15 protein-coding genes are annotated in these 12,168 nt (G+C 65.0%); 11 read left to right on the top strand and 4 right to left on the bottom strand.

Features of this window, described 5'->3' with window-relative positions; genetic code table 11:
- Positions 1-29: 29 nt before the first annotated feature.
- Both ACSDHM_RS09045 and ACSDHM_RS09040 read left to right on the top strand, forming a co-directional pair.
- Positions 30-299 (top strand): hypothetical protein, encoded by a 270-nt coding sequence (locus ACSDHM_RS09045; RefSeq protein ID WP_439426887.1) that lies wholly within the window; start codon positions 30-32, stop codon positions 297-299.
- 281 nt (positions 300-580) lie between these two features.
- A complete protein-coding gene (locus tag ACSDHM_RS09040) occupies positions 581-862 on the top strand; it encodes a hypothetical protein (RefSeq protein WP_439426886.1) in 282 nt (93 codons plus the stop codon).
- Between the two features lie 43 nt (positions 863-905).
- Here the strand turns inward: ACSDHM_RS09040 and ACSDHM_RS09035 are convergent, their stop codons facing one another.
- On the bottom strand, positions 906-1,217 hold the full coding sequence (locus tag ACSDHM_RS09035; RefSeq protein WP_026346984.1) for a hypothetical protein: 312 nt from the start codon (positions 1,215-1,217) through the stop codon (positions 906-908).
- Between the two features lie 237 nt (positions 1,218-1,454).
- Complete coding sequence (locus tag ACSDHM_RS09030) at positions 1,455-2,408, bottom strand: alpha/beta fold hydrolase (RefSeq protein WP_439426885.1); 954 nt, start codon at positions 2,406-2,408, stop codon at positions 1,455-1,457.
- 168 nt (positions 2,409-2,576) lie between these two features.
- On the opposite strand from ACSDHM_RS09030, the gene ACSDHM_RS09025 reads away from it, so the two are divergent.
- From ACSDHM_RS09025 to ACSDHM_RS08990, 8 genes are all read left to right on the top strand, one after another.
- Positions 2,577-3,146: a TetR/AcrR family transcriptional regulator gene (locus ACSDHM_RS09025; RefSeq protein ID WP_072167042.1), complete on the top strand. Its 570-nt coding sequence runs from the start codon at positions 2,577-2,579 to the stop codon at positions 3,144-3,146.
- A 62-nt stretch (positions 3,147-3,208) separates the two neighbouring features.
- Positions 3,209-3,685, top strand: coding sequence for a nuclear transport factor 2 family protein (locus ACSDHM_RS09020; protein WP_021202431.1), 477 nt, complete (start codon positions 3,209-3,211; stop codon positions 3,683-3,685).
- 79 nt (positions 3,686-3,764) lie between these two features.
- Entirely contained in the window at positions 3,765-4,349 is a 585-nt protein-coding gene (locus ACSDHM_RS09015) for a sel1 repeat family protein (RefSeq protein WP_095377603.1), read from the top strand.
- Positions 4,350-4,602: 253 nt separating this feature from the next.
- Positions 4,603-5,250 carry an aldehyde dehydrogenase iron-sulfur subunit PaoA gene (gene paoA, locus ACSDHM_RS09010; protein ID WP_439426971.1) on the top strand — a complete coding sequence of 216 codons (648 nt, stop codon included), beginning with the start codon at positions 4,603-4,605 and terminating at the stop codon, positions 5,248-5,250.
- Positions 5,247-6,197: an FAD binding domain-containing protein gene (locus ACSDHM_RS09005; protein WP_439426884.1), complete on the top strand. Its 951-nt coding sequence runs from the start codon at positions 5,247-5,249 to the stop codon at positions 6,195-6,197. The genes paoA and ACSDHM_RS09005 overlap by 4 nt, the downstream gene beginning before the upstream one ends.
- A complete protein-coding gene (gene paoC / locus ACSDHM_RS09000; RefSeq protein WP_088497454.1) occupies positions 6,197-8,401 on the top strand; it encodes an aldehyde oxidoreductase molybdenum-binding subunit PaoC in 2,205 nt (734 codons plus the stop codon). The genes ACSDHM_RS09005 and paoC overlap by 1 nt, the downstream gene beginning before the upstream one ends.
- A gap of 8 nt (positions 8,402-8,409) precedes the next feature.
- Positions 8,410-9,471, top strand: coding sequence for an XdhC family protein (locus ACSDHM_RS08995; RefSeq protein WP_439426883.1), 1,062 nt, complete (start codon positions 8,410-8,412; stop codon positions 9,469-9,471).
- Entirely contained in the window at positions 9,447-10,073 is a 627-nt protein-coding gene (locus tag ACSDHM_RS08990) for a nucleotidyltransferase family protein (protein WP_072167036.1), read from the top strand. The genes ACSDHM_RS08995 and ACSDHM_RS08990 overlap by 25 nt, the downstream gene beginning before the upstream one ends.
- A 104-nt stretch (positions 10,074-10,177) precedes the next feature.
- On the opposite strand, the gene ACSDHM_RS08985 is transcribed toward ACSDHM_RS08990, so the two are convergent.
- Both ACSDHM_RS08985 and ACSDHM_RS08980 read right to left on the bottom strand, forming a co-directional pair.
- Positions 10,178-10,648, bottom strand: a complete 471-nt coding sequence (locus ACSDHM_RS08985; RefSeq protein WP_438914600.1) for a hypothetical protein — start codon at positions 10,646-10,648, stop codon at positions 10,178-10,180.
- Entirely contained in the window at positions 10,649-11,005 is a 357-nt protein-coding gene (locus ACSDHM_RS08980) for a hypothetical protein (RefSeq protein WP_188241035.1), read from the bottom strand.
- A 585-nt stretch (positions 11,006-11,590) separates the two neighbouring features.
- On the opposite strand from ACSDHM_RS08980, the gene ACSDHM_RS08975 reads away from it, so the two are divergent.
- Entirely contained in the window at positions 11,591-12,115 is a 525-nt protein-coding gene (locus ACSDHM_RS08975) for a transporter (RefSeq protein ID WP_072167033.1), read from the top strand.
- The last annotated feature ends 53 nt before the right edge of the window (positions 12,116-12,168 follow it).

Genomic DNA, 12,168 nt, shown 5'->3' with positions numbered 1-12,168 from the left:
TGCTTCAGCGCAGCAGACAGGGAGCGCGCATGTCCTCGCAAAGCCAGGCGATCAGCCTGATGACCAAGATCATGTACCAGTGCCGCCCGGAGAGAACGACGACGATGGCGCAATGCCGTTGGTGCGATGCGCCCAGTCCTGGCGGGATGGAGTGCGCACGGTGCCTGACCGGAAGGCTTGGCGAAACGATTCACAGTCGTGGCGCAGCGTTCGGCTGGCTGGAGTCGTTCCGCAGGGTCCAGCAGGACGAAGCACACGTATTCGAATGCGCAAAGCGCGCCGATGCGGCATCTTCCTAGGCGTCGCATCCAGACCTGACATCGCGCAGGCGTATGCTCGGGTCATCCAGGAGCAACGCGATGACTTTTCCGATCTGCATCTACGATAGAACGGGCACGGGGCTCCGGCTGCCCACGGGGTGGTGGATCGACCTTCAGTCCGATCTGCCCGCGCTGGTGAACGGCGCCGCACGTATCGACCTTCCGCGCTCTTCGAAAGACGAGCATCCACGCTTGGATCCAGAGGTCCTGAGGGACCTCTTCCGGCGCATCGGGGGTTCGCAGTGGCTAGGTTGAATCCGGTGCGTTCCCTGGGAGTGCGCTGGCTGTTCTTCCGTCTTCGCAACGGCCAATCCATCAGTCCCGCCAGGTTGATGTCCGTCTGGTCCGAGGCTGCCGAATCCAATGAGTGCGCCGTGCGCCGCGAGATCATCGACGGCGCAGGCTACGTCTATGCCCTGTACGCGCCCAACAGCCTGCTTTCCCCCCGGCGTGTGGAGCTGCGCATGAGAGCGCTGCTGGAGGAGGCGGGCTACGCCTTCACGATGGGTAGCCTGGCAGGGCGTCACCCCGGCTACGGTTGAGGCGCGGCGCTGAGGCGCCGGCCGGACAGTCCATGTGTCGCTCTCATTCGGGGCCATCAGGCTCCAGAGGTTCGTCAGGTGCGGGATCGAAGAGCGCCAGCATCCGTTCCCGCCGGCACTGTTCGAGCCAGTGGTGCCATATCTCCACCTCGTCCATCAGCCCCGTGGCACCGCACGCGGGGCACGTGAGCGTCGTGCCCAATGGACTCGTCTTGATGCCCTCGTCCTGAGTCATTGATGAGCGCAAGCCGCAGCTCTTGCAGGTGGATCGCAATTGATCGAGGCGAACGATGGCCCCATTGCGCGCAAGAAGGGGCTGGATCGCGTGGATCCGGAAGGCATTGGGAGGATGCATGGCCGTGTCGTCTGGGGCTGGACACGGGAGCAAAGGATTCTGCGCCGGAGAAGAGCCGTGAGAGCGCAGTGTGCTTTGTTGGAGGTTAACCCTTCATCAAGGTGCACACCGCGCGCCATGATTGGCCTGAAATCCCACGGCCGCAATCGTGCACTGACGTGGCAGCCGGCGCTCGTCCGGTGCCGGCCCTGCCTCTGGGCAGGAAGGGCTCCGCCATCACGACGGAGCCCCGTACACTCACTTTTCCTGCAGGAACGCCAGCAGATCCTGGCTGACCTTGTCCTTGTGGGTGTCGGTCAGGCCGTGCGGCGCACCCGGGTAGACAATCAGCTTTGCGCCCTTGATCAGCTTTGCCGACTGGCGGCCCGAGATATCGATCGGCACGATCTGGTCGTCGTCACCGTGGATGACCAGGGTAGGAACATCGAACTTCTTCAGGTCGGCGCGGAAATCGGTGGCCGAGAACGCAGCGATCGAGTCGTAAGTATTCTTGTGGCCGCCCTGCATGCCCTGTGCCCACCACGCATCGATCAACCCCTGCGACACCTTCGCGCCCGGGCGGTTGAAGCCGTAGAACGGGCCCGACGGAATGTCCCGGTACAGCTGCGCGCGGTTATCCATCTGTGCCTTGCGGATGCCATCGAACACTTCGATCGGCAGGCCGTTCGGGTTGTCGGCGGTCTTCAGCATGAACGGCGGCACCGAGCTGATCAGCACGGCCTTCTTCACCCGCCCGGTGCCATGCCGGCCGACGTAGCGCGCCACTTCGCCGCCACCGGTGGAGAAGCCCACCAGGGTCACATCGTGCAGGTCCAGCGTATTGATCACCGTGGCCAGGTCATCGGCGTAATGATCCATATCGTTGCCGTCCCACGGCTGGCTGGAGCGGCCGTGGCCGCGACGGTCATGGGCAATGACGCGGTAGCCGTGGTTGGCCAGGAAGATCATCTGCGACTCCCAGCTGTCCGAGTTCAACGGCCAGCCGTGGCTGAAGGTCACGACCGGGCCGTTCTTCGGGCCCCAGTCCTTGTAGTACAGCTGCACGCCATCGGCGGTGGTGATGTAGGTGGCGGTGCGCGCGATGCTGGTGACTGCCGCCGGCGTGGCCGGTTCGGCGGCCTGCGCGGACAGGCTGGCCTGGACCGAGAGGGCGAGGGCGGCAACGGCCAGGGTACGGGCGAAGGTGTTCATGCGGGAACTCTCATGGGTGGGTGGTGAGACGTACTTTGCGCCTGCAACCAGGCGTCCGGGTGATGAACTGTCCTGATTTCTTGATAGATCGTCTTGCACGGATGTGCGCACGCGAATCGCTCGCGATCGCCTGTTGACAAGGGAGAACGCTCATTCTACCTTGCAGCCATGAGCAAGGGCAGCACCGACACCCAACAGAAGATCCTGGCCACGGCCGAGGCGCTGATCTACCAGAACGGGATCCACGCCACCGGCATGGACCTGCTGGTGAAGACCTCGGGCGTGGCGCGAAAGAGCATCTACCGCCACTTCGAGAACAAGGACGACGTGGCCGCCGCCGCATTGAAGGCGCGCGATGTGCGATGGCTGGCCTGGTTCCGGCAGGAGTGCGATAAAGCGGACACCCCGGAAGCACGCATCCTCGGCTTGTTCACCGTGCTCAAGAACTGGTTCCAGTCCGAGGGCTATCGCGGGTGTGCGTTCATCAATACCGCCGGGGAGGTCGGCGACCCGGCCGATCCGATCCGGGAAATCGCGCGGAATCACAAGCAGAAGCTGCTCGATTACACGCTGGAACTTACCGAACAACTGGATGTGGAGCAGCCGGCGGATCTGGCCCGTCAGCTGCTGATCCTGATGGAAGGCGCCATCACCCTGTCGCGCGTGATGGGTGATTTCGACGCCGCAGACACCGCGAAGGATGTCGCGAAGCTGTTATTGGAACAGGCCAAGCGTTAGCGCCTGGGTACCCCAGATCCCTTGAAGCAACCCGTATATCCATTTCGATTGGAGGTTTCCCCGTGTCCGCTGAACAACCCCGTCCGCCGCTTCCTCCGTTCACCCTTGAATCGGCCACGCAGAAAGTGCGTCTTGCCGAGGATGGCTGGAACTCCCGCGATGCCGACAAGGTCTCGCTTGCCTATTCGCTCGACACCCAGTGGCGTAACCGTGCCGAATTCACCAACGGTCGGGAGGAAGCCCGGCAGTTCCTGGCACGCAAATGGAACAAGGAGCTCGAGTACCGCCTGATCAAGGAGCTCTGGGCCTTTACCGAAAACCGCATTGCGGTCCGCTACGCGTACGAATGGCACGACGACTCCGGCAACTGGTTCCGTTCCTATGGCAACGAAAACTGGGAATTCGGAGAGGATGGCCTGATGCAGCGCCGCTTCTCCTGTATCAACGACATGCCGATCAAGGAGAGCGACCGCAAGTTCCATTGGCCGCTGGGGCGTCGCCCGGATGATCACCCGGGGTTGTCGGAGCTGGGTATGTGATTCCCGCTGAGGCGCCATCCGAAGCACGCTCAGGTACGATGGGGCGGCCGGCATCCGCGCCGGCGGGGCAGGGGGCGCAATGGACATGCAGGCCGGGGGCGGATTCGAACCGCCAGCGAAGACCGATTCTCAGGAACTGGGATTGATGATCCTATTTAAGAGAGCCGGTCTTCTCTTGTGCCTGGCGGGCGCAGGGTCGGTTAATGCGCAGGTGCCGCCTCAACCGGACAGGCCGAAAGTTGAGCTTGACGGGTCGATCGCAACGGATGATGGCGCGGAGCTTGATGACAAGCAGCTACGCACGCTGGTCGGGCGCGCAGATGCAGGCGACGCCGAGGCGGCGTTTCGACTTTCGCGCCACTTTGAGGGCAAAGGCGTGGCCGGCAACTCCCATATGTGGCTTGCCTATGCCGCAGCGCTGGGACACCCGATTGCACAGTACAACGTGTTCTTCATATTGAGGGACAAACAGGACTGTGAGTCATCCAGTGAGGCATACGCATGGCTCAAGAGTGCCGCGCTGAAGGGAGTGAAGGCCGCGCATTCCGAACTTGAGCAGGCGGCACGCATGGCGTCTCTGCGATGTGCCAGTAAGCGAGAGGAAGAGAGAAGCCATCTACCTACGAGAGAAGCGAGCGTGGCAACTCAGTCAAGCCCGCCGTAGTTGGCCTGCAGGCTGGGAATGAGTCCGGGTGTCCATGAAAGGGCTGGATGCAGTCGATTTCTTCGGACTTGCTACAACATGTTCTTCTGGGCACTCAGGCTGACTGCCTTGGCGGGTTCGTACATTTCGCCGACTTCACAGATCTGTACCCCGCAGATGGGCATAGTGGCCCTTCGGTAGTGTGAGCGCGTCCATCCAGCCACGGGGTTTCCCCGAACGCCAGGAGGTCACTGTGCCAAGTTGTGATGAAGGAATGAAGTTGACGCGTCGCCAGGTGATCGCTGGCGGCGTCACGACCGTGGCGATGTCCGCCGCACCGGGGGCATCATCGCTCGCCGCCGAACTGGCGGCGCCCCCGCCGCCCAGGCCGCCGGTCATCAGCACGGTTGCCTTGACCGTCAACGGCGAGCGGCGGGAGCTTGAGCTCGACACCCGGACCACGCTGCTCGATGCCCTGCGCGAACATCTGAAGCTGACTGGAACGAAAAAGGGCTGCGACCACGGTCAATGCGGTGCCTGTACCGTGCTGGTCAATGGTGAGCGCATCAATGCCTGCCTCAGCCTGGCGGTACAGCACCAGGGCTATGCCATCACCACCATCGAAGGCCTCGGAACTCCCGATGACCTGCATCCGATGCAGGCCGCCTTCATCAAGCATGATGGCTACCAGTGCGGGTATTGCACGCCGGGGCAGATCTGTTCGGCGGTGGCGGTACTGGACGAGATCAAGCGGGGTGTCCCCAGCCATGTACAGGCGGACGTCAGCGCACGTCCCCGCGCCACCAACATGGAAATGCGCGAACGCATGAGCGGCAACCTCTGCCGCTGCGGCGCCTATTCCAATATTGCCGAGGCGATGGCAGAGGTCGCTGGCGTGACCTCTGCAGGGAGGCGCTCATGAGGGCCTTCAGTTACGAACGCGCCAAATCCCCGGCCGAGGCCGCCAGGGCCGTCGCCGGCACCGAGGGCGCGAAGTTCCTGGCCGGAGGGACCAACCTGCTCGACCTGATGAAGCTGGAGGTCGAGACGCCAGCGCATCTGGTCGATGTGCAGGACATCGGCCTGGACAGGATTGAACCCACCGACGAGGGCGGCCTGCGCATCGGCACGCTGGTCACCAATACCGCACTGGCCTCGCATGAGCGCGTGCGCCGCGACTACGCGGTGCTGACCCGCGCGATCGTGGCAGGCGCCTCCGGGCAGCTGCGCAACAAAGCCACCACCGGCGGCAACCTGCTGCAGCGCACGCGCTGCCCATACTTCTACGACCCCAATCTGCCTTGCAACAAGCGCCTGCCCGGATCCGGCTGCGGCGCACTCGAGGGGTTCTCCCGGCAGATGGGCGTGATCGGCACCTCGGACAGCTGCATCGCGACCTATCCGGGCGACATGGCGGTGGCCCTGCGGGTGCTGGACGCCTCGATCCAGACCGTCAGGGGTGACGGCAGTACGCGCAGCATCCCGATTGCCGATTTCCATCGTTCCCCCGGCGACAGGCCGCAGCAGGACAACGTGCTGCAGCGCGGTGAGCTGATCACCCACGTCACGCTGCCACAACCCCTGGGCGGTCGGCACGTGTACCACAAGGTACGTGACCGCGCGTCCTATGCGTTCGCGCTGGTGTCGGTCGCCGCGGTCGTGCAGCGTGACGGCTCGGCGCGGTTCGCCTTCGGTGGGGTCGCGCCGAAACCGTGGCGCGTCGAGGCAGCCGAACCGCTGCTGCGCAATGGCGTAAAGGCCGCGACCCGGCAGGTGTTCGCCGGTGCCCGTCCGACGTCAGAGAACGCGTTCAAGATCGCGCTCGCCGAGCGCACCCTCGCAGCGGTGCTGGTGGAAGGAGAGCGCTGATGCCCCTTGAATTCAACGCCCCCGCCGGCGACAACCTGTTTGACAAGGCCAAGGTGGTCGGCAAGTCGACGCCGCGCATCGACGGCCCACGCAAGACCACCGGTACCGCCCCCTATGCCTACGAGCGCCATGACGTGGCGCCGAACCAGGCCTACGGCTACATCGTCGGTGCGGGCATCGGCAAGGGGCGCATCATTTCGATGGATGCCTCCCGCGCACGTGCCGCGCCCGGCGTACTGGCGGTCATCACCGCACCGGAAACCAAGCCGGTCGGCACATCGAACTGGAACAATGCACCGTTGTTCGGCGGAGCCGAGGTGGCCCACTACCACCAGGCCATCGCCTGCGTGGTGGCAGAGACCTTCGAGCAGGCCCGCGCCGCCGCGGCGCTGATCCGCACCCGCTACGAGCGCAGCAAGGGCCGCTTCGATTTCCCGGCCCTGGCACCGTCCGCGCCGCTGGCAAAGGGGCGTGACGGAAAGCCCGACCGGCAGGCGCTGGGCGATTTCGACACTGCCTACGCGAGCGCCGCGGTCAAGCTCGACGAGACTTACCACACCTCCGACGAAAGTCATTCGATGATGGAGCCGCACGCCACCATCGCCGCCTGGAAGGGTGACACGCTCACGCTGTGGACGGCGAACCAGATGATCGACTGGGCCAGGCAGGGCATGGCGGCGATCCTCGGCATCGATCCTGCCAAGGTGCGCGTGGACTCGCCCTATATCGGCGGCGGCTTCGGCGGCAAGCTGTTCATCCGTGCCGACGCGGTACTGGCCGCGCTGGCGGCCAAGCAGGTCGGGCGGCCGGTGAAGATCGCGCTGCAACGCCCGTTGATGCCCAACAACACCACGCACCGGCACGCCACCCTCCAGCGCGTGCGGATCGGCTGCGGAAAGGATGGCCGGATCTCCGCCATCGCCCACGAGAACTGGTCGGGCAACATCAACGGCGAGGACGGCGAAAACGGCACCCTGCAGACGCCCAAGCTCTATGCAGGCGCCAACCGTCTGGTGGCCAACTACATCGCCACGCTCGACATGCCCGAAGGCAATGCGATGCGCGCACCGGGCGAAGCACCGGGCCACATGGCGCTGGAAGTGGCGATGGACGAAATGGCCGAGAAGCTGGGTCTCGACCCGATCGCGTTCCGCATCCTCAACGAGCCCGAGGTCGTGCCCGGCGATCCGTCCAAGAAGTTCTCCGACCGCAACCTGGTGCGCTGCCTGCGCGAAGGCGCGGAGCGCTTCAACTGGAACAAGCGCAACCCCAGGCCGGCGCAGGTCAGGGAAGGGGACTGGCTGATCGGCATGGGCGTATCTGCGGGCTATCGCGGTGCACCGACGATGAAGTCGGCGGCGCGGGTCAGGCTTGACGGCCAGGGCGGAGTGATTGTCGAGACCGACATGACCGACATCGGCACCGGCTCCTACACAATCATCGCGCAGACGGCAGCCGAAACCATGGGCGTGCCGCTGGAGCGGGTCCAGGTGACCCTCGGCGACTCCCGTCATCCCGCCTCCGCCGGTTCCGGCGGCCAGTGGGGCGCGGCAAGCTCCACCGCAGGCGTGTACGCGGCGTGCGTCAGCCTGCGCCGCAAGGTGGGCGAGAAACTGGGCTTCGACGGCGACACCGCAGACTTCGCCAATGGCCGCATCCAGGCGGGTGGGCGGACGATCAAGCTGGCAGAGGCGGGGACACTGTCGGCGGAGGACGGCATTGCCTTCGGCGACTTCAAGCAAGGCTACGACGTCGGCACCTATGCAGGGCATTTCTGCGAGGTCGCCGTGCATGCCTACACGGGAGAGACGCGCATTCGTCGCATGCTTGCCGTATGCGATGGCGGCCGGATCCTCAATCCGCTGTCTGCACGCAGCCAGGTCATCGGGGGGATGGTGATGGGTGCGGGCGCGACCCTGATGGAGGAGCTGGTGGTCGACAAACGGCTTGGCTTGTTCATCAACCACGACCTGGCCGGCTACGAGGTTCCCGTGCACGCCGACATCCCGTACCAGGAGGTGGTCTTCCTCGACACGCTGGATCCGGTGATCTCGCCGATGAAGGCCAAGGGTGTGGGTGAACTGGGCATCTGCGGGGTCGGCGCCGCGATCGCCAATGCGGTCTACAACGCAACCGGCGTGCGCGTGCGCAACTATCCCATTACCCTGGACAAGCTGCTGCCCGGCTTGCCCGACGTAGGCTGACGGTGCGCATGGACCGACCCGCAGCCTCGACCACTCTGGAGGTCTCCGCCGCAGGCGGAGGGGAGCCCGGCGATCTTGCCGAGGACCTGTCGGCAGCGCCGGGCTTCCTCGCCGAAGGCAGCCCGCGCGGCGTACTCGAGACGGCATTGACGCGCGTGCGCGCGGGGGAGTACGCCGTGCTCGCGCTGGTGCTGGAAACCGATGGCTCCACCTACGCCGGTGCCGGCGACATGGTGCTGTTCTGCAACGGCAGCCAGGTCGGCTGGCTGAGCGGCGGATGCCTGGAGCCCGAGCTCGCGCGACGCGCGGAGCAGGTGAGCGCTGCAGGCCGGGTCGACTGGATCGAGATCGACACCCGCAGTGACGACGATCTGTTGAGTGGGTCCGCGCTCGGGTGCCGCGGCCGGCTGCGGATTGCGCTCCTGCCCTTGCGTGCCATGGCCGGCATCGACGACGTCATCGAGGCATGGCTGCGCGAGGGCGTGCCACTACAGCGCGAGCTGCGCGCATCGGGGCAGATCGTTTTCCGCGCGGGCTGTCGCGAGCGGACGTGGCAGCTGCACCCGATGGACGGTACGCAGTCCTTTGGCGAGGGTGCGTGGCGTTTGCCGTTGCCCCGGCTTCCGCGGGCCCTGGTGTTGGGGGGCGGTCCGGAAACGCCCCTCCTGGTTCCGTTGCTGCGGGGCTTGGGGTGGCGGGTCAGCGTGGCCGAACGGCGAGCGCGCTGGGCCTCAGCCGGGCAGTGCGCAGACGCGCATCTTCAGACCAGCCCGGCCGAGGCCCTTCATGGCGACCCGTGCGACGCGGTACTGGTGATGCATCACGATTTCGAACTGGACCGGGAGGCGCTGGTGGCCCTGGCTGATACCAAAGTTATGTTCATTGGACTGCTGGGTCCGCGGCGAAGGCGCGAGGACCTGTTCAAGCTGCTGACACCGGATCAGCGCCACTGCCTTTCCCCGAGACTTCGGTCACCGGTCGGCCTGAACATCGGCGGCCGAGGGCCCGAGGCAATTTCGCTCAGCATCGCCGCGCAGCTGCAGCAATGGCGAAGCGCGCACGGCAGGTGACTGACGCGCATGCGGTCGTCGTGCTGGCTGCCGGCGGGAGCACCCGACTTGGCCAGCCCAAGCAGCTTCTGACCCGGCAGGGCGAGACCCTGGTACATCGCGTGGTGCGGTTGGCGCGCGAGCTCGCGCCAGCGCAGGTCCTGGTCGTGGTGGGCGCGAACGCACAGGCCGTGACATCCAGCATTGCCGGCCTGGATGCCACCCCGGTAACCAACCAGCACTGGGAACGCGGCCTGGCGAGCAGCCTGCAGGTTGCCAGCGCACACCTGCTGCCCACGGTGACTGCGGTGATGGTCGTGGCATGCGACCAGCCCGCAATCGAGCGCTCCCATCTGCAGGCGCTGCTTTCGGGTGCCCGCGCCTCGGCGTCAGGGTGCGCTGGCACCCGTCATGGAGGCGCGCTTGGCATTCCTGCAGTAGTGCCGCACGCATGGTTCAATCAAGTGGGTGCAAGCGGTGACCGCGGCTTCGGAGCGCGCCTGCGGCAACTTCCTGCCGATACGGTGCATGTCCTAAAGGCACCGGCACTGGGCCTGGATATCGATACGCCAGAAGATCTTGCACGTGCGCGCGATGCGGGCTGGATCGATGCCGGGAGGTGACCCGCATGATCACTGGGCCAATGCCTGTCGCGCAGGTGACTAGCGGCAGGGCCGGAGCTCGAACCCTCGCTGCCCGCAGCCCTGTAGAGTCGAGCCATGCTCGACTACGGCACGCCACATCGCGCCCCATCAGGCACATCACCAGCAAGAATCTGCAGCACCCGATCCAACAGAACTGGTTCCGGCACGCCAGCCAGGACCTGCTCCAGGTAATCCAACGGCTCCAACTGCCATTGGAGGAGCGCCCGCAACCGCACAACGGCAGGCGCCCGCTGCTTCGCATCCAGTGAGACCTGCAACAGCAGATGTTGCGGGCGCCTCTCCAGCCACAGCACGGGTATGCCTCGGCAATGAACCTGGAACTCGGCATCTCGATGCCGCTCGACGAACTGGAAGCCTTGTCGTAGCCGAGCCTCCACGAACTGCACGGCTTGGCGGCGCAGTTGTGAGAATCGATCTTCGTTGATGCTTTGGAACGCGACAGGCGAGGGCACCGGCGGCGCCGGCCACAGCGCCTGTGCCGCAACCACCACCACAAGACAGAGCGCGGTGGCCGCCCAGCGCCACCAGGCCACTCAGCCCTCCGGATGCAGTCGGGTACTGGCGTGTGCGGTAAGGCCGATACCGGCCATGATCAGCCCCTCCATCACGCGCGGGCCAACGTACTGCTCCAGCTCGCCGTTCTCGCGGGCACGCTGCGCGGCCAGCAGGATCTCCAACACCACGCGAAGCCCGGCCAGCGAGCAATCGGTATCCGCCAAGGCAATGCGCCGGCCCGGCATCTGGTGGCGCTCCGGCCAGGGCTGACCATCGGAGGCGGCGCCGGAGCCGATGCTGTGCAGCAGGGCGATGAGGGTGTTCGGGTCCAGCGCAGGGCCACTCGCAGGCGCGTCGTGGATCGGGTGCGGGGCAGGGGAGTGGGGCTGGGTCATGGTGGGGCTCCTTGCGTGCATGCAGAAGCCGCCACCGATAAAGGTGGCGGACGATGCGAGGTTCGAAACCCGGTCTACGCTAAACCGGCAGGCGCAAGGCCTCCACGCACCGCCCGCCATAGCAGGCCGACGGATTGCCAGCCGGCACCACCTGATGGGTGATGCCGGCTGGCAAGCGTTTACTTCAGCGTAGAACCGGGGTTTCGAATCCCGGCCACCTGTTCAAGGTGGCACGGCAAGGAATACGCCCGGTTGTGCGCGATGCCAATGCAGTAGGGCTGATGACGTCACTACTTTCAACATTTTCAGAATCGTTGCATACGACGAAACCAAGCTGGAGCCTTGCGCTGCAACGCTATCGGCCATGTCGGTGGTGCAGCTCTGCGCGCTGTCGGCATCCGCCCGGTGGGGCTCTGAGCAAGGCAGATGCGACATGCCTGTCCAGCAATGCGCTTCCGATTGCGTGTGACGCGTCACGTTAATACGTGAAATCCGCGAAATAAGGCGCTGCATGTCACCATGTGGCGAATCATCTGCACAATGCCCCTTGGTACCTCATGGACGCATCCGCCCAAAAAGGTTTTCATGTCTGGCATGACTGACGGGCAGCAACTACGCAACGCGCAATGGGGCAAGGTGTCGCGCCTGTTCAAGCCTGCGATGATCATTAGCGCGGCGCTGGCGGCAAGCGCAGAAACGCTCTATCGCACAGGGGTATACCCGCGAGCCATCTTCGAGGCGGGCAGCGCTGATTCTCGAACCTGGTTGTATGTGGCATTGATGTACTTGATCGCCTTTCCAGTACTGTTTCTTTGGATGAGGCGACTGCTCGCAGGCTATCCCATGCCATGGAACCCGCCACTCAAGCGCTGGTTGCTGGGCGCGTTCTCCCTGATCCTCTGCAGCGGAATGATAATGCTGCCGGTCATCGTGCTGACTGTTGGAGGCAGCGCTGCAGGTCGCGGCAAAGGGCTGTATCAGGTGTTCACCGGCAGCCTATTCGGCACATTCCTTGTGGGAACGGTGCTCGCCTACGCAGCGGCCCTGGGGGCATGGCTGCTGTTTATCGGAACCCCCAAGCTGCTCTTCCCCAGGCCGGGCTCGCGCTAGGCCCGCTGCGATAGTTCCCTGGAAGTGCAGGTGTTCGAGCCCGCCACCTGCTG

Origin of the sequence: Stenotrophomonas sp. T8, assembly GCF_051853085.1 — a bacterium.
GTDB lineage: Bacteria > Pseudomonadota > Gammaproteobacteria > Xanthomonadales > Xanthomonadaceae > Stenotrophomonas > Stenotrophomonas sepilia.
This window is presented reverse-complemented; position numbering and strand designations above follow the sequence as displayed.